The sequence below is a fragment of the Winogradskya consettensis genome (assembly GCF_018332715.1).
Lineage (GTDB): Bacteria > Actinomycetota > Actinomycetes > Mycobacteriales > Micromonosporaceae > Actinoplanes > Actinoplanes consettensis.
The window spans coordinates 175,829-194,044 of the sequence record NZ_BOQP01000007.1 but is presented as its reverse complement, the minus strand read 5'-3'; the positions used below and the strand labels follow the sequence as shown (position 1 = coordinate 194,044).

Here is an 18,216-nt window from a genome sequence, read left to right as displayed (position 1 = left end):
TGTCCTTTTAGGAGAGAAGGTCGCGGAGCCAGGGGAGCTGGACCGGGGCCTGGAACGAGCCGCCGCCCTCGTGCCGGTTGTACGGCCAGACCTGGATCTGCTTCGGCCCGCCGTAACGGTTGAACGCGGCGTACACCGTGGACGGCGGGCACACGTCGTCCATCAGGCCGACGGAGTACAGCGCCGGCGCGGTCGCCCGGGCGGCGAAATGCACACCGTCGAAATAGCTCAGCGTGTGGAAGACCTGCTCGGTCCGATCACGGTTGGTCGCACAGAACACCGACAGCTCGTGGTACGGGTACGAGTCCGTGATCTCCGTGGCGTGCCGGAAATGGGTCAGGAACGGCACGTCGATCAGCGCCCCGCGGACCTGCTGGTGCACCCCGGCGACCGCCTGCGCGATGCCGCCGCCCTGGCTGGCACCGGCCACCACGATCCGCGCGGGATCCACGCCCGGCAGTGTCACCGCGAGGTCCACCGCCCGCACCGCGTCGGTGAACAGCCGGCGGTAGTAGTACAGCTCGGGGTCGAGCACGCCCCGGGTCATCAGGCCGGAGTGGTGCGGCGTGGTGTCGCCGGGCAGGTCCGGGGTGTCGCCGTCGCCCTGACCACGGGAATCCACGACGAGCACGGCGTACCCGGCGGCCGGCCACAGCAGCCACTCGTGCGGGCGGCCGCGGCCACCGCCGTACCCGATGAAATTGACCACGCACGGCAGAGGCCCGCTCGCGCCCGCGGGTTTGATCAGCCAGGCGGCCACGCGCTGGCCGTCGTAGCCGCTGAACCGGACGTCGAACACCTCCACGCCGGGCAGCAGCGCGTCGTACGGGGTCAGCTCCGCCGCCAGGTCGTGCTCGCGGGCGGCGGTCAGCGTGTGGAGCCAGAACGCGTCGAAGTCGGCGGGCTCGGCGAGCTCCGGGCGGTAGTCGCGCAGCTTGTCAGGGGACAGGTCGAACATGGCCATGGGGTCAGCTCCCGATACGGACGAGGTGGACGAGGACGCTGGCGTGGTCACCGTCGGGCAGGGCGAGAGGCAGCCCGGATCGCATCAGTACGGCTCCGGAGTGCACCGCGCCGGTGTCCTGATCACGGTACGAGGCGCCGGGGTCGAGCGCCGTCAGCCGCAACGCGCCGGGGCTGTGGCCGAACGGGCGGGTGGGGCACCAGGCGAGGACGACGAACTGGTCCTCGTACGCGTACCCCACCGCGGTCAAAGCCCCGTCCCCCTTCAGCCGGTACGCCGTACCGTGCTGAACCGCGGGTCTGATCCTCTTGTACGTCGCGATCAGCCCGGTGGCCTCCTTCAGCTCGTCCTCGCTCCACCGGGCCAGGTCACCGCCGATGCCCAGCGCACCCGCCATGGCCACGTGGAACCGGAACCGCAACGGGGTCCGCCGGGCCGTGGCGACGTTCGGGCTGTCGGTCACCCACGCACCCATGACCTGCGCCGGGAAGAGCTGGCTGAACCCGTGCTGGATCCCGATCCGGTCGACCGCGTCGGTGTTGTCCGACGTCCACACCTGATCGGTACGGGCGATGATGCCCAGGTCGGCGCGGCCACCACCACCGGAGCACGCCTCGATGCGCAGGTCCGGATGGCCGGCGCGGAGCCGGTCCATGATCTGGTACACCGCCCGGGTCTGCTCGATCCACACCCGGTCCGGGTCGCCGTGCCCGGGCCACCCCGCCTCGGTGAGCGGCCGGTTGGCGTCCCACTTGAGGAAGTCGATGTCGTGCTCGGTGACCAGCCGGTCGAGCCAGGCGTGGGCCCAAGCGGCGGTGTCCGGCCGGGCGAGGTTGAGCACGAGCTGGTTGCGCATCTGCGTACGGTCGCGATGCGCCATGTGCAGCACCCACTCCGGATGCGCCCGGTAGAGGTCGCTGTCGGGATTGACCATCTCAGGCTCGACCCACAGCCCGAATCGCATCCCGAGCCGGTGCACCTCCGCCGCCAGGGGCCGCAGCCCGCCGGGGAAACGGTCCGGGTTGGGGGTCCAGTCGCCGAGCCCCGCGTGATCGCTGACCCGCTCGCCGAACCAGCCGTCGTCCACGACGAACAGCTCGACACCGAGCCGGGCGGCCCGCGCGGCCAGCGCCGTCTGGCCGGGCTCGTCGACGTCGAACCCGGTCGCCTCCCACGAGTTGTAGAGCACCGGCCGCGACTCGCCGGGGTGCGGGATCACGTGCCGCCGGGCGTAGTCGTGCCAGACACGGCTGGCCGCGCCGAACCCGCCGGTGGTGAAGAGCCCGGCGAACACCGGCGTCTCGAAGGTCTCACCCGGTGCGAGGGACCACGTGAGCCCCTCGTGACCGAGACCGCCGGTCCACGTCGTCCGTCCGGCCGGGTCCCGCTGCAGGGTGATCCGCCAGCTGCCGCTCCAGGCCAGTGCGGTGCTCCAGACCTCGCCGTGCTCCTCGCCGGCCGTACCGTCATCCAGGGCCAGCCAGGGATTGGCGTGATGGCTGGTCATGCCGCGCCGGCTGGTGAACACGGTCTCGGCGGTGGGCACCTGCGCGCGGCGCAGCCGGAACTCGCTGTTCCACGCGCCGACCAGATGGCTCACCCGGTGCTCGCCGCCGGACGGCAGGGTCCACGCCGCGCTGTCCGCCCGCTGCACCGTGATCGGGTCGCTGAGGTTGCGGTTCTCGACGGTGGTCCATCGCTCGATCACGTCGCTGTCGTCGTGCACCCGGTAGTGCAGGGTGACGCGCAGCGGGTAATGCCGGTCGTCCAGATGGATGCTCAGGTGCCCGTCCTCGGCGTCGTGGCCGGCGCAGCGCCACTCGACGCCGCGGGTGCCGTCGATGAACCGCACCTGGAGACCGGCGACCCCGAAGCGCGCACCGCCCTCGACGGGCAACTCCTCCGGTCCGCCCGCGGTGTCGAAGCTGCTGCCGTCCGGCGAGGTACGCGCGGCGAGCTCCTTCGCCTGGGCCAGGGTCAGCGTCGTACCCCAGTGGACGTGCCTCGGATCGTCGTTGTCGTCCAGACGGACGGCGTACGAGGTCGAAGGGGTGTTCAGCAGCCAGAGTCGCTGGTCAGGATCGTATTGCACGTCGGGCATCGGGGTCCTTGGTCGTCATCGCGAACACAGCCGGTGAGTGCGGCGAGCGTAGGGCGGCATTCCGCTCGAAATCAATACTTGACGAAGGAAATTATTGAGCATAGATTTCGGGCATGTTTCCCGACGGCGAGGCCCTGGCTCCCGCTGCGACAGCCGTGTTCACGGCCGTCCTGACCGAGGGGCCGATCAGCCGCGTCGCCCTCGCCCGCCGGCTCAACCTGTCCTCCGCCGCCGTCACCAAAGCGGCACGCCCGCTCATCGCCATGGGCTACCTCGAGGAACAGGCCGCGACCGAGCGCACCGGGCCGGGTGCCGGGCGTCCCGCCAGCCCCCTGGCCATCCGCGCCGACCGCGAGTTCTTCGTCGGCGTGAAGATCACCGGCGACGAGCTCATCGGCGTGGTCACCGACCTGCGCGCCGAGGTCCGCACCTCCGCCCACCGCCGCCTCACCGCCACCGGCATCGACGACGTCCTCACCCAGCTGGGTGAGCTCGTCAATGAGCTGCTCGGCAGCTTCCGCCCGCGGACCCGGCACCTCGGGCTCGCCGTCTCCGGCGACGTCGACCATGCCACCGGATTCGTGCGCTACTCGCCGTTCCTGCGGTGGCACGACGTGGCTCTGCGCGAGCTGGCGGAGAAAGCCACCGGGCTCACCGTCACCGTCGAGAACGACGTCAAGGCGCTCACCACCGCCGAGCAATGGTTCGGCGAGGGGGTGGGCGCCGACTCGTTCGCGCTCGTGACCGTGGGGGCCGGCATCGGCTGCGGGCTGATCGTCGGCGGGCGGCTGGTTTCGGGGGCGCACGGCGTGGCGGGGGAGATCGGCCACATCAGCGTCGACACGAACGGTCCTGCCTGTCACTGCGGGAGCCGCGGGTGCGTCGAGGCCATCGCGGGCGCCGATGCGATCGTGCGGGCTGTCGGTCGTCCGGGGGTCACGTTCTCGCAGGCGGTGGCGCTTGCCCGGTCGGGAGACGCTGCCGTCGGCGCCGTCTTCGCCCGCGCCGGGGATGCGATCGGGTCGGGGATCGCCGCGGTCGCGAACCTGGTCGGGCCGTCACGGATCGTGGTCTCCGGCGAGGGACTGTCCGCCTACGACCTGTTCGAGCCACACATCCGGGCCGGCTTCCAACGCCAGGCCTTCGGCGCCGCCGCCGACTGCTCCCTCTCCATCCGCCCCCTCCCCTTCGAAGAATGGGCCCGCGGCGCCGCCGCCGTCAGCATCAAAGCCCTCGTCGCCTCCTGACATGCCTCAACAGCCGTGCCGCCGTTACCGTTAGAGGGTGCAGTCGCGCGAGCTGTAGGCGTGGATCGCGCTTCCGGAGGTGTCTGTGACTGTCGAGATGGTCGTGTCGTCCGCGGCTAAGCGGCACAGTCGCTTGGGGAGGCTGCTGGCGAACTCGTTGGATGTGGCTGCAGGACCTGGATGGAACGCTGACACCGGCTCCGATGTCCGGCTTCAGGACGTGCCGCTGAACAATCGACGGCCTGATGTGACGGTCTACCGGGCGGATACCATCGATGTCACTCCGACCCGGCCCGAGCACGTTCTACTGGTGGTCGAGGTAGTCTCGCCCGGCTCGGAGACTACCGACCGGGTGGTGAAGGCCGATCAGTACGCCAGGGCCGGCATTCAGTTCTACTGGCGTGTCGAGCAGGCTGCCACGGGGGTGCCGCTCGTTTACACGTACGTTCTGGATCCGGCGACCGGCCGCTACCGGGACAGCGAAACGTTCACTGGCGTCGTGAAGATGGCCGCGCCCTTTCCTGTCGAGATTGATCTCGGCCGGATCTGATCGGCGGGGCGGGATCAGGGGCGCGGCAGCATGCCGATGAGGGATGTGATGATCGCGAGGCGTAGGGCTGTGCGCAGGTCGATCTGGTGGACGGCGAGGGCCGGTTCGGCTTCGTATGCGGCGAGCAGGCTCGGTGGTGGCGAGGTGTAGGCGGACAGGGCGCCCGCCATGATCAGGGCGTTCAGGCAGAACTCCTCGGCGTGGTCGGTGATCTCGGGCAGGTGCTTGCGGGCGAGGGCTGCCATGACGGCGAGGTTGTCCAGTGAGGCTCGTTTGTGGCGGCGGATCACCTCGACCGAGACGTTGTGCTCGAGCACGCCGCCCTGGGCGTTGATGAGGTCGCAGAGCACCGTGCGGGTGGAGAGTGAGCCGCTGAGTACGTCGGCCGTCTGCTCCGCTCGTTGCATCGCGGACCCGCTCGGGCTGACGCCGTGGGCCAGCTCCTGCTCCAGGTCGGCCAGCCAGGTTGTCGTCCGGTCGTCCAGCAGGTCGAGCAGCACCGCCTCGCGGGACTCGAAATAGCGCAACACCGCCGTCTTGGCCAGGCCGACCCGGCGGCTCAGCTCGTTGAGGGACACCTCGGCCACCGGCATCTCGTCGAGCATTGCCGAGGTGGTCTCCAGGATCGCCCGGCGCCGGACCTCGCGCTGTTCCTCGCTGCGGGCCCGCTGGAACGTCATGATCTCCACTCTAGCTTAGGTACCGGCGGTCACTTGACTTGTTACCGGCGGTACATTACCGTCGGGAGCATAAGTTACCAGCGGTACTTTAGGGAGCTGTCATGAAGTGGACCGAGCAGCAGATTCCGCGCCAGGACGGCCGGGTGGCCGTGATCACCGGCGCGAACACCGGCCTCGGCTTCGAGACCGCCCGGCGGCTCGCGGAGCGCGGGGCGTCGGTGGTGCTGGCCGTGCGCGACACCGCGAAGGGAAAGCAGGCCGCCGCCCGGATCGACGGCGACGTCTCCGTGCAGGAGCTGGACCTGACCTCACTGGAATCGGTGCGCGCCGCCGCGGCCGGCCTGCGTGCCACCCACCCGCGGATCGACCTGCTGATCAACAACGCCGGCGTGATGTACACGCCGAAGCAGACCACCCGCGACGGCTTCGAGATGCAGTTCGGCACCAACCACCTCGGCCACTTCGCGCTCACCGGGTTGCTGCTCGACCTGCTGCTACCCGTGCCCGACTCCCGGGTGGTCACGGTCAGCAGCACCGGCCACCGCATCCGCGCCGCCATCCACTTCGACGACCTGCAGTGGGAGCACTCCTACGGCCGGGCCGCGGCCTACGGCCAGTCGAAACTCGCCAACCTGATGTTCACGTACGAGCTGCAGCGCCGGCTCGCCCCGCACGGCACCACCATCGCGGTCGCCGCACACCCCGGCATCTCCAACACCGAACTGACCCGCAACACCCCGGCGCTGGTCCGCGGGCCGGTCACCCTGCTCGCCCCGATGATCAGCCAGCCCGCGGCGGCGGGGGCGCTGCCCACCCTGCGGGCCGCCACCGACCCGTCCGTCCTCGGCGGGCAGTACTACGGCCCCGACGGCCTCGCCGAGGGACGCGGGCACCCGAAACTGGTCACGTCCAGCGCCGACTCCTACGACGTGACCGTGCAGCAACGGCTCTGGGCGGTCTCGGAGGACCTGACCGGCGTACGGTTCCCGATCGGCCAGGCCACCGCCGCAGCGTGACCAGCCCCCTCAGCCGAACGGTAGAGGTTGCGCCGGGGCGAAATCAGTCCACGGGCCGAAGCGGGTGCCATCCATGATCAAGAATGCTGCGCGCAGGTTCTATTCATGGGGGAACGATGAAACCTGCGATCACCCGGCGAGGCGTCTTCCGTGGCGCTCTGCTCGCCGCGGCCGGGGCGGCCACCGCCTTGGCCGGCGCCGGGCCGGTGAAGCACTGGTGTGGCTGGGACCGGCCCCCGCTCGGGGGAGGCTATGCGTCAGCCGCCGACAACCTGGGCGTGGTGACGCACGGCGGCGTGCAGATCCACTACTTCCAGCCGACCGCCGAGAAGGTCGTGGCACTCACCTTCGACGACGGGCCGCTGCCGGATTTCACGCCGCGGTTCCTGGACGCCCTCGACGTGGCCCGGATCCCGGCCACGTTCTTCATGGTCGGCAGCCGTCTCGAGGAGCACGCCGACCTGGTCCGGGGCCGGCTCGACCGGCACGAGGTGGGCAACCATTCCTGGTCGCACACCGACCTCGCCACACTGGACCTGGCCGCGGCGAGCCGGGAACTGCAACGCACCCACGACGCGATCCGGCGCCATGTGGGACGCGAGCCCACGCTGCTCCGGCCGCCGTTCGGGCACCTGGGTGGATCGACCGTACTGGCCGCCGACGCGATGGGCTACGACATCGCACTGTGGTCCCACCAGATGCACGAACGCAACTACCTCAGCGACCCGGCCGGGCAGGCCCGCGACCTCGTGACCACGGTGCGGCCCGGCTCGATCGTCCTCGCGCACGACGCGGGCGACCGGCGCCGGCTGGTCGCCCTCGACGCCCTGCCCGCGATGATCGCCGGACTGCAAGAGCGGGGCTACCGGTTCGTCACCGTCTCGGAGCTGCTCGCCACGGCCCCCACCAAGCCGGGGCAGGCGTAGGCGCGTGCGGTCAGGACGAGGCGCCGACGGCCGGGCCGGTCAGGTTGCTTCCTTCAGGCACTCGAGGACCGCTGTGGAGGCTTCCTCGGACTGCTCACCCGGCGGCGCCGGCCTGGATTTCTCGAGAGCGTCGATCTGTTCGGCCGAGGCGTAGGTCAGATACCAGTCGGCCAGGCAGTCGGTGGCCGCGTCGGGGACGTCCGCGGTCCGTGGATCGCGTTTGATGGCGGCGATCACGCCGGCCCTGGTGGGGCCGTCGTCGGCGGTGAGGTGGACCGTGAACAGGGCGGCGCCGGCCGTCAGCAGGACGGCGACGGCGACCGCGACAAGGGTGCGTCGAGCCGGGCGCATGCGGCCCACCGTAGCCGCTCTCCGGTCGCGCCGTGAGCCCGGTCCACTGACGATTTTCTATGTAAAGTTTGTTTTCCGAGGTCGCGCCGGGGTTCGAGGGTCATAGATCTGCCTCGATCGAAAAACGGGGCAGACAGGACTGGGCGACGTCCGTTACGGTCCCCCCAACTAGCGCTCGGCGGCATCTCCGGCTGCCCCGGGTTCCATAGACGTTGATCTTTTACGGGGGGATCAATGCTTGTCCCGCGGGGCTTCACGCTGCGCAAACGCCTGTCCATCGCCATCGTGGCACTGCTCGCTACCACCTTTGTGGCGCCAGCCACGGCCGCCGTGGCGGAGACCAGGACCGATCTGGCTGCCGCACCGGCCGCGGCACCGGCCGCGGCCGGTCCGCGGGACTTTTTCTACGACGCGGCGGGCCAGCTCGTCGCCACCGGCAACGGCACCGATGTCGCGGTCCACCACTACGACGATGCGGGCAACCTGCTCGGCACCGAGCGCGTCCCGGCGTCACGCACCACGGTCTTCGCGCTCGTCCCGGCGCGCGGGCCGGTCGGTGCCAAGGTCGAGATCCAGGGGACCGGGTTCTCCGCCACTGCCGCGTCCAACGTGGTCACCTTCGACGGCGTGGCCGCCACGGTATCGGCCGCCACCGTCAACCGGCTCACTGTCGTGGTGCCGTCCGGGGCCACCGACGGGGTCGTGCAGGTCAAGGTCGGCACCACCACGGCGACCTCGCCGAAGCCGTTCCAGCTCGGCCGTGGTGCCCCGGCCCCGGTGATCAGCGCCGTCTCGGCCGCCAGTGGCAACCGCAACGAGGTCGTCACCGTCACGGGCACCGGGTTCGACCCCGCACCGGCGCGCAACGTGGTGATGTTCCATCGCACGGTCGCGCGGGTGGAGTCGGCGACCGAGACCAGTCTGCGGGTACGCATCCCGGCGGCCGCGGGCTCGGGACGCGTCACCGTGCGTACGCCGGGCGGCACCGCGACCTCGCCGTCCGACTTCCTGATCGCACCGCGCGGGTTCGTGATGAACGACCTGGTCTACGCCGGCACGATCGGTGCCGCCCGGGCCGGGGTGACCGCGACGATCCCGGCCGGTAAGTCGGCGCTCGTGCTGCTCGAGGGCAAGGCCGGCGAGCGGGTCAACCTGACCACCGACAACAACACGCTCCCGGTGCGCTCCGCGCTCTGGTCGTTCACGCCGTTCGGTGGCAACTACGCTCGCGGCACGCTGGGCGACCCGATCGACGTCTGGGCCGGCGGCACGTTCACCCAGGACCTCCCCGCGTTCCCGGCGACCGGCCTCTACGCCATGATCGTCAAGCCGAACGACGGCGCGGCGGGGTCGGTGCGGCTGACCGCCTCGAGCACCCTCGGCGGGGTCACGCTGACCAAGAACGGTGCGGGTGTGCCGTTCCAGATCACGGTGGCGCAGCAGACCAAGGAGTTTCCGTTCACCGCGGCGGCGAGCGAGTGGCTCAGCCTCGGGCTCACCGAGCTCAGCGAGATCCACAACCATTTCGTCGTCAAGATAACCGCGCCGGACGGTACGTCGGTGAGCTGGAATGCGGCGCTCGACCAGTACATCCCGACGATGGTCTACAAGACGAAGACCGCCGGAACGTACAAGCTGGCCGTCACCTTCGGGCCCAGCGAACTCGGCTTCGCCAAGGTCTGGCTGTCCTCGGTGATCAACGGGGCCACCCTGGGCGTCAACGGTGCCGAGGCGAGCATGCGCATCGAGCGGCCCGGGCAGTCCGTCCGGCTGCCGTTCGCGGGCACCACCGGGCAGAACCTCCAGCTCGGCTACTCGGAGAACCTGCTTCAGCAGAACGACCGCCCGGCGTACCCCGGCGCACTGCTGGTCGAGCCCGACGAGGTCCAGCGCGAACTGCTCAGCAACGGCTACGCCGAGGCTCGTAACCTGCCGACGCTGCGCAAGACCGGCACCCACTACCTGTTGATCACCGGCTGGCAGTCGGTCGGCACGGTGAAGGCGTGGCTGTCCACCGCACTCGAGGGTGGGCTGCTCGCGGTGAACAGCCGTAAGACCATCACCGTCGACCGGGCCGGCCGCGACGCGTACTTCGACTTCGACGGCGTAGCCGGTCGCCCGATCACCATGGGCTCGATCGACAACTCGATCCCCGGCTCGGTGACGCTGCGGCTCTACCGCCCCAACGGCAACCAGGTCAGCCTCGGTTCGGGACGCTACTTCGACGTGGCGTCCCTGCCCGACACCGGCCGCTACCGCCTGCAGGTCGACCCGGAGGGCGCCGGCACCGGCAAGATCAACATCTATGCCGCCGAGCCCGTCGACCTGGGCCCGGTCGCCTTCGACAAGGCACTCCCGGCGAACATCACCCTGCCCGGTCAGAAGGTCGTCCTCAAGTTCACCGGCGCGGTCGGCCAGCGGCTGAGCCTCGGCACCACGTCGACGATGCCCAACCTCACCGCGCGGGTCTACAAGCCCGATGGCACGCTGTTCGCCAGCTACATCATGGACACGCTGTGGGGGTACGACATCCCCGCGCTCACCGTGGCCGGTGAGCACCGCATCGAGCTGACCACGCCCAACCGCGACACCGGCAACCTCACGCTCTACCTCAACACCGAGTACGACGCGGGCGAGTTCCCGATCGACGGCGCGACGAAGACGATCGCGTTCACCCGTCCGGCGCAGAACGCCCGGCTGACGTTCGCCGGCGTCGCCAACGCGCGGCTCGACGTGATGATGGACCGGCTGGCACTCACCAGCGGCACCGCCTTCTACTACACACTGATCGGGCCCGACGGCCGGGTGCTCGCCAACCACTGGTACCCGACCCGCATCCGCGACATCCTGCCGACGCTGACCACGACCGGTACGCACACGCTGGTACTCGACCCGCCGCAGGGAGCCACCGGCGAGGTCGATGTGCGGATCCTGAACCGCACCACGCCGACCGTCGCCGGGAAGGCGTCGAAGCAGGCCGACGAGCTCGATGAGCCGGCCGGTCCGCGCACACCGGTCTGCGACACCGACCCCGAGATGAAGTACGCCCCCACGTCGCGGGCACCGGACACCGACCCCCAGCCCGTCCCCGAGGTCGTGCCGCAGGCGAACGCCTGTCAGCAGGGCACCGGATGGATGCCTGACGCCCGCAACCTCAGCGGCGCCGGCTGGACCACCGACGAGGGACCTGGTGCGGTCCGCGACCGTGCCCTGCAGTTCCCGGTCGGCGTGACCGGCGTCGTCGGCAAGGTGTTCGACACGGCCGGTAAGCCGTTGGCGAAGGTTGCGGTCTCCACAGGTGCCAGTCGGGGCGTCACCGATGCGCAGGGCCGGTTCGCCCTGTCCGGCGTGCCGGCCGGGCACCGGTCACTGCGGATCGACGGCGGCACGGCGGGCAGGTACGGCGCCTTCGACATCGGTGTAGACGTGAACCGCGGCCAGGTGATGGTGCTGCCCTACACGGTGTTCCTGCCGGAGCTCGACCCGGCAGGCACGGTCACGGTCCGCAGCCCCACCACGAAGGAAACGGTCCTCACCACCAAGGCGATCCCCGGTCTCGAGGTACGCATCCCGAAGGGCACGGTGATCCGCGACGCGAACGGCAAGGTCGTCACCGAGCTGAACCTCACGCCGATCCCGATCGACCGGCCGCCGTTCCCGCTGCCCCCGACGAAGGTGCCGGTCTACTTCACCGTGCAGCCCGGCGGTGCGGTGCTCTTCCCGCAGGGCGCCACGATCATCTACCCGAACTACACCAGGGAAGCCCCCGGCACCCGGACGCAGTTCTGGAACTACGACCCGGACGGCAGGGGCTGGCACCTGTACGGCATGGGCAAGGTCTCGGCCGACGGGAAGCAGATCGTCCCGGACGCCGACGTGCGGTTCTACCGTCTCACCGGCGCGATGACCGCCGTACCCGGCATGAACCCGCCGCTGAAGGCGCCGGTCGCCAACGGCAGCCGCATCGCCGACCCCGTCGACCCGGCCACCGGCCTGCTCGTCGACGAGTCCGTGGACCTGACCGTCCCGGACGTCATGCCGATCCAGATCAAACGGACCTATCAGCAGGGCGACACCGACACCCGGGCGTTCGGCATCGGCATGAACTTCGACTACGGGATCTTCCCCTGGTCGCCGGGCGTGATCGGCAGCTTCGACTTCCAGCAGTTCGACCTGATCCAGCCGGACGGCTCGAAGATCCACTACCGCCGCACCTCGCCCGGCAAGGACTACGCCGGTGCGATCTTCGCGGCCGACCCGACACCCACCGCGTACGACGGCTCGACCGTGGCATGGAACGGTGACGGCTGGGACGTGAAGATGCGCGACGGCACCGTGATGGTGCTCGGCGACGAAGCGCCGGTCCAGCAGATCCGCGACAAGTTCGGCAACACCACCACCATCACCCGTGCCACCGCGGCCCCGGGCACCGACGGCAAGGTCCGGCTCAACGGCGCGATCACCCAGATCACCTCGCCGAACGGCCGCTGGGTCAAGCTGAGCTACGACGCCGGCAACCCGCCGCGGATCAGCGCGGTCGAGGACAACAGCGGGCGCAAGGTCGCCTACACCTACGACACCACCGGCCACCTCAGGACGGTGACCGACACGGCGGGCGGCCTCACCGAGTACGCCTGGGACACCGCCGGCCGGCTCAAGAGCATCACCGATCCGCGGCGTACGACCTATCTCGTCAACGAGTACGACGACGCCGGACGGGTGAAGTCGCAGAAGGCGGCCGACGGCGGTATCACCACGTTCGCGTACGTGACGGCCAACGACGTCATCACCGAGACCAAGATGACCGACGCTCGCGGCCACGTCCGGCAACTCACCTTCAACGCCAAGGGCTCCGTCCTCACCGACACCAAGGCTTTCGGCACCGACAAGGCACAGACCACCCGGACCGAGTACGACGACTCCGGCGTACGGGCGAAGGCGCGCATCGACGCACTCGACCGCCGGACCGCGTACACGTACGACGCCCTCGGCCAGATCAAACAGGCGACCTACCTGGACGGCACCACCCAGGCGCGCTCCGAGATCTGGGACCGCACCGGCCCGCACGGCGAGCTCACGAAATACACCGACGTCTACGGCAAGGCCACGATCTACGAGCTCGACACCCGGGGCGCGATCAAGAGCATCACCGACCCCGCGAACCGCAAGACGGTCCAGGTCGTCGACGCGAACGGCCTGGTCACCTCGGTAACCGACCCGGCGACCAAGACCACCGTCACCGAGTACGCAGGTGCCGACCCGGTGAAGGTCACCGACCCGGCCGGCCGGATCACCCGCAGCGGGTACGACCCGATCGGGCGCGCGGTCTACGACGCCGACGGCCGCGGCGCCGTCACCGACACCGTCTGGGACCCCAGCGGGCAGGTCGGATCCGTGACCGACCCGCTCGGGCGGACCACCGCGTTCACCTACAACGCGAACGGCTTCGTGCACGAGGTCATCGACCCGCGCGGCGGCAGGACGGTCAACGACTACACCGTCATGGACCTCGTCGAGAAGATCACCGACCCGGCCGGCAAGGCCGAGACCTTCGAGTACGACGAGAACGGCAACCTGAAGAAGGAGACGAGCCGCAGCGGGATCGTCACCGAGAACGACTACGACGAGCTGGACCGGCGGTACGCGACCAGGGTCGGCACCGAGAGCACGATCTCCTACACGTACGACCTCGGGGACCGGCTGCGGCGCACCGAGGACTCGGTGGCGGGCGTGTCGACGCTGGACTACGACAGCTTCGACCGGGTCGTCTCGGACGTGTCACCGCAGGGCACGGTCGCGTACGCGTTCGGCACCACCACCCGCGACCGGACGATGACCCTGGCAGGGCGTACCCCGACCAGACACGTCTACGACGCGGCCGGCGTGCTCACCGAGATCCAGCAGGGCGGCACCGCCGTCAGCACGATCACGCCCGACGCGGCCGGACGGCCCCAGCGCTCCGGCGCCCCGGGCACCGGGGTGGGCCAGACCTACGGCTACACCGACGCCGGTCAGGTCGCCACCATCACCTACAAGACGGGCAGCACGACGCTCGGCGACCTCACCTACACCTACGACCTGAGCGGCCTGCCCATCCGCACCACGGGCACCTATTCACGCACCGACCTGCCCGCCGCGTTCGGCCCCGCCACCTACGACGCGGCCAACCGGATCGAGACGGTGGCCGGGCAGGACGTCGACTGGGACGACGACGGCAACCTCACCTCGGACGGCACCAACACCTACACGTGGAACTCCCGCGGCGAGCTGACCGGGATATCCCGCAGCGGATACTCCGCGACGTTCGGCTACTCCGCCGACGGCCGGCGCACCCAGCGCACGGCCGGCGGCGTCACCACCGGCTATCTCTACGACGGCGCCAACCCGGTACAGGAGAAGGCGGGCGGCGCGGTCACCGCCACGATGACCAACGCCGGCGTCGACAACTGGCAGTTGCGCGAATCCGGCGGGGTCACCCGGCGCTACCTGACCGACGCCGTCGGCAGCACCCTGGGCCTGGTCGACACGGCCGGCGCCGGCGCCGCCTACACCTACGGCCCGTTCGGCAACGTCACCGCGACCGGCGACGACACGAACCCCAACCCCTACAAGTTCACCGGACGCGAGGACGACGGGAGCGGGCTGCTCTACTACCGGGCCCGCTACTACAGCCCCGTACTCCAGCGGTTCATCAGCGAGGACCCGCTGGGCGTCAACTCGGGGGATGCGAACCCGTACGCGTACGTGTTCAACCAGCCGACTGCGTTGCGTGACCCAGAGGGCACCAAACCGACCTCGTCCAACCCGGCGTCGGGCTGCGGCGGTCCGAACAGCTTCACGCCGGACACCGAGATCGCCATGGACGGCGGGTCGCACAAGCGGATCGCCGACGTGAAGATCGGCGACCTCGTACGCGCCGGCAACACCGAGACGGGCACCGTCGAAAGCCGCCCGGTCGCCGGGCTGATCACCGGTGAGGGCGACAAGAAGCTGGTCGACATTACCGTCGACGGCGGCGGTAGCGTCACCGCCACCGACGGCCACCCGTTCTGGGTCGCTGAGCCCGGGCCCGCCGAGCCGGTCGGTGAGTGGAAAACTGCGAGCGATCTGAAGACCGGCGACCTGCTGCGGACGGGATCGGGCTCCTGGGTCCAGATCACGGCCGTCGGACATCGCAACGCCGTCCAGCGGGTGCACAACCTCACGGTCGACGGGCTGCACACGTATTTCGTGCGGGCCGGTGGTCAGGACCTGCTGGTCCACAACAGCAGCGTCCCGTACGTCACCCCGGTGTGCGACCTCTTCCAGCCGGGGCCGTACGCGGTAGAATCCATCCCCGCCCGGAACCAGTCGCGCAACTTCAACGCCTCCGAACGCGCGCAGGTCCAACGGATCGGTGACTATTTCGGGTGCCACAGCTGCGGCACGTCGTCCGCGGGCGGCCAGTGGGACACCTGGATCCTGGACCACCAGCCGGTCTCCAAGTTCATCCTGCGCGGCACGCCGCAGCGGCTCTACCCGCACTGTGCCGCCTGCTCCAGCCGCCAGGGCGGACTGGTCGGCCACCTGCCCGCGAACACCGGGGTTCCGCTGGTCATGCGTCCGTCCGGCCTGATCGTTCCGTTGAGGTGAGACATGAGAGATTTGATGGCTTCGATGCAGATCCTGGCATCGAACGGGCTGCTCATCGTGGAGGACGCCGACACCGCGTTCGAGGGCATGCTCGACGTCGGTGAAGCGCCGGTGACCGCCACCGGGGATGTGCTGCTCGTCAAGGTTCAGAGCGACGCCGACGGTTTGGTCGCCGCATCGGTCATCGGATCCGACGGGGAGACCACGCTGCCGGTGACCGTGTTCGAGGGCGAGATCAACCTCAGCTACGGGCGGCTGCGGGTCCGCGACGTCGGCGCCGAGAACGCCATCGTGGTGGGGCTCGACGACGGCCCGTGCCACGTGCGGGTCGTCGTGGACGACGCGGCGTACCCGAAGACCGTCGAAATCCTGGTGCCGCCGCTGTAGGGCGGCACGACATCACGGGGGAGGAACAGCGATGAAGGTGTTCGGCCGATGGGTGGTCCCGCTGGCGGCGGTGGCCGTCGCGGCACCGATGGCGTTCGGCGGCCCGGCGGCCGCCGCGCCACCGCAAGGCCCGGTGGCGGTGCCGCCGGGAGCAGAGGTGGTCCAAGGCAGCTACATCGTGTCCCTCAAGACGACGACGTCGCTGTCATCGTCGGGACTGGCCGCCCAGTACGGCGGCACGGTGCGGCACACGTACCGGAAGGCCTTGAACGGTTTCTCGGTCACCGCCACCGCGGCCGAGGCCCGCCGCCTCGCCGCCGACCCCCGCGTCGCGCGTGTCGAGGCGGACACCCTGGTATGGCCCGTGGGCACCCGCCCGTACCCGCTCTGGAACCTCGACCGGGTCGACCAGCGCACAGCGGTGCTCGACGACGAGTACACCTATCCCACGACGGCGGGCGCCGGCGTGACGGCGTACATCCTCGACTCGGGCATCCGGACCACCCACCGGGAGTTCGGCGGCCGAGCCACCGTCGGTTTCGACGCCTACAACGACGGCTGGAACGGCCAGGACTGCAACACCGACGGCCACGGTACGCACGTGGCCGGCACTGTCGGCGGCGCCACCTACGGCATCGCCCCCGCCGTCAGCCTCGTGTCGGTGCGTGTACTGAGCTGCGAGGGGCCGGGCCCGATGAGCAACATCCTGGCCGGCATCGACTGGGTCACGCAGAACGCGAGGAAACCTGCCGTGGCGAACATGAGCCTCGGCAGCACCATCTCGCCGGTATTGAACGACGCCGTAACCGCGTCGATCGCCTCCGGTATCACCTATGTGGTGGCAGGCGGCAACAACGACCGCGACGCGTGCAACTACAGCCCGGCATCCGCCCCGGCCGCCATCACGGTCGGGGCCAGCAACGGCCTCGACGAGCGGGCCCGCAACTGGGGTGGCACCGACCCCGGATCCAACTACGGCACGTGCGTCGACGTGTTCGCGCCCGGCGAGAACATTCGCTCGGCCAGCAATGTGACCGACAGCGCCAGCCGGGTGCTGCGCGGCACCTCGATGGCATCTCCACACGTGGCGGGGGTCGCCGCGCTGGTGCTCGGCGAGAACCCGGCCGCGACACCCGCCCAGGTGACCCAGACCGTGGTCGGGTCGGCGACGGTCGGGGCGCTCAAGCTCGCGAGCACCGACACCTCGCCCAACCGGCTGCTCTATACGGGGCCGGACCTGTACCCGGCACCTGCCGAGCCGTTCGCCTCCCACTGATGACAGCTTCGGTGGGCCGGAGGTCGCTGCTGCTGGCGGCGACCTCCGGCGGCGTGGGTCTGGCGACCGGCTGCGGCCACTCGGCGTCCGGTGGTGGCCCGGTGACCGGAGGCTCTCCGGCGGTGGAACCCCGTGCGGGTACTGCGACGCACCAGCCCGGCATCGTGTCACCGCCGCTGGCGTACACATTGCTGACCGCCTATGACGTCACCGTCACCGGCAGGGACGGCCTGACGGCGGTCCTGCGCGCCGTCACGGCCCCGCAGCGCGGTCACACGGTCACCGTCAGCTGGGGACTCTCCCTGTTCGGCACACGGTTCGGACTGCCACACCCACCACTGCTCACCTCGATGCCGGCGTTCACCGCGGACGTCCTCGACCAGGCCTGGTCTCACGGCGACCTGCTGGTCCAGATCCAGTCGGAGAACCCGATCACCACGCCCGCGGGGGTTGCGGGCCTCACCGTCCGATGGCGGATCGCCGGCCGGCACGCGGCCACCGCCCGTAACCATTTCGGGTTCCGGGAGGGGGCGGGCAACCCCGACCCCGCCGACCGGGAACTCATGGACGACCTGATCTGGGAGCCCGGCGGCGGCACCTACCAGGTTGTCCGTCTGATCGGTATGGCCATGCCGAGCTGGGAGTCCGAGCCGGTCGCCGCGCAGGAACGGATCATCGGCCGGCACCGGGACAACGGCGCGCCCCTCGGCGGGGAGCGGGAGCAGGACACACCCGACTACACCGCCGACCCCGATGGCGTGACGATCGCCCTGGACGCCCACATCCGCCGCGCCAACCCGCGTACCGCCGACTCGCAGGCGAATCGCATCCTGCGGCGAGGCTGGTCCTACACCGGCGGCGGCCCGCCCGGCACTGGCGACGCCGGTCAGATCTTCGTCTGCTACCAGCGGGACCCGGAGAAGGGGTTCGCCGCAACCCAGCACCGTCTGGCCGGCGAAGCCATGGAGAAATACCTGCTGCCGTTCGGTGGAGGCTACTTCTTCACCCCACCCGCGGGTGACCCTTTCCCGCCCGTCACCTGACCGTCCGCTGCGCGGTGCCCGTGCAGCGGACGGGCACTGCGCA

General features: G+C 70.1%; 12 protein-coding genes. 8 read left to right on the top strand and 4 right to left on the bottom strand.

What is annotated here, in order from left to right; translation table 11 throughout:
- Positions 1 to 7: 7 nt before the first annotated feature.
- On the bottom strand, positions 8 to 964 hold the full coding sequence (locus Aco04nite_RS08445; RefSeq protein WP_212996624.1) for an acetylxylan esterase: 957 nt from the start codon (positions 962 to 964) through the stop codon (positions 8 to 10).
- 4 nt (positions 965 to 968) lie between these two features.
- The gene (locus Aco04nite_RS08440) at positions 969 to 3,065 is read right to left on the bottom strand and encodes an alpha-galactosidase (protein WP_212996623.1); all 2,097 of its coding nucleotides are present in this window, start codon (positions 3,063 to 3,065) and stop codon (positions 969 to 971) included.
- Positions 3,066 to 3,178: 113 nt separating this feature from the next.
- Between Aco04nite_RS08440 and Aco04nite_RS08435 the strand changes: the two genes are divergently transcribed.
- Positions 3,179 to 4,312 carry an ROK family transcriptional regulator gene (locus Aco04nite_RS08435; RefSeq protein WP_212996622.1) on the top strand — a complete coding sequence of 378 codons (1,134 nt, stop codon included), beginning with the start codon at positions 3,179 to 3,181 and terminating at the stop codon, positions 4,310 to 4,312.
- Between the two features lie 85 nt (positions 4,313 to 4,397).
- Entirely contained in the window at positions 4,398 to 4,862 is a 465-nt protein-coding gene (locus Aco04nite_RS08430) for a Uma2 family endonuclease (RefSeq protein ID WP_244875820.1), read from the top strand.
- A gap of 14 nt (positions 4,863 to 4,876) precedes the next feature.
- Here Aco04nite_RS08430 and Aco04nite_RS08425 read toward each other — a convergent pair whose 3' ends face one another.
- On the bottom strand, positions 4,877 to 5,542 hold the full coding sequence (locus Aco04nite_RS08425; protein ID WP_212996621.1) for a TetR/AcrR family transcriptional regulator: 666 nt from the start codon (positions 5,540 to 5,542) through the stop codon (positions 4,877 to 4,879).
- A 101-nt stretch (positions 5,543 to 5,643) separates the two neighbouring features.
- Here Aco04nite_RS08425 and Aco04nite_RS08420 point away from each other — a divergent pair, with 101 nt between their 5' ends.
- Positions 5,644 to 6,558, top strand: coding sequence for an SDR family NAD(P)-dependent oxidoreductase (locus Aco04nite_RS08420; RefSeq protein WP_212996620.1), 915 nt, complete (start codon positions 5,644 to 5,646; stop codon positions 6,556 to 6,558).
- A gap of 116 nt (positions 6,559 to 6,674) precedes the next feature.
- Complete coding sequence (locus Aco04nite_RS08415) at positions 6,675 to 7,484, top strand: polysaccharide deacetylase family protein (protein ID WP_212996619.1); 810 nt, start codon at positions 6,675 to 6,677, stop codon at positions 7,482 to 7,484.
- Between the two features lie 39 nt (positions 7,485 to 7,523).
- Here Aco04nite_RS08415 and Aco04nite_RS08410 read toward each other — a convergent pair whose 3' ends face one another.
- Positions 7,524 to 7,835, bottom strand: coding sequence for a hypothetical protein (locus Aco04nite_RS08410; RefSeq protein ID WP_212996618.1), 312 nt, complete (start codon positions 7,833 to 7,835; stop codon positions 7,524 to 7,526).
- Positions 7,836 to 8,069: 234 nt separating this feature from the next.
- Here Aco04nite_RS08410 and Aco04nite_RS08405 point away from each other — a divergent pair, with 234 nt between their 5' ends.
- From Aco04nite_RS08405 to Aco04nite_RS08390, 4 genes are read left to right on the top strand one after another with little or no spacing between them, the layout of a single operon-like run.
- Complete coding sequence (locus Aco04nite_RS08405; RefSeq protein WP_212996617.1) at positions 8,070 to 15,467, top strand: RHS repeat-associated core domain-containing protein; 7,398 nt, start codon at positions 8,070 to 8,072, stop codon at positions 15,465 to 15,467.
- Between the two features lie 3 nt (positions 15,468 to 15,470).
- Complete coding sequence (locus Aco04nite_RS08400) at positions 15,471 to 15,854, top strand: hypothetical protein (RefSeq protein WP_212996616.1); 384 nt, start codon at positions 15,471 to 15,473, stop codon at positions 15,852 to 15,854.
- Between the two features lie 31 nt (positions 15,855 to 15,885).
- Positions 15,886 to 17,130: a S8 family peptidase gene (locus Aco04nite_RS08395; protein WP_212996615.1), complete on the top strand. Its 1,245-nt coding sequence runs from the start codon at positions 15,886 to 15,888 to the stop codon at positions 17,128 to 17,130.
- On the top strand, positions 17,130 to 18,173 hold the full coding sequence (locus tag Aco04nite_RS08390; RefSeq protein ID WP_212996614.1) for a Dyp-type peroxidase: 1,044 nt from the start codon (positions 17,130 to 17,132) through the stop codon (positions 18,171 to 18,173). The genes Aco04nite_RS08395 and Aco04nite_RS08390 overlap by 1 nt, the downstream gene beginning before the upstream one ends.
- Positions 18,174 to 18,216: the final 43 nt, after the last annotated feature.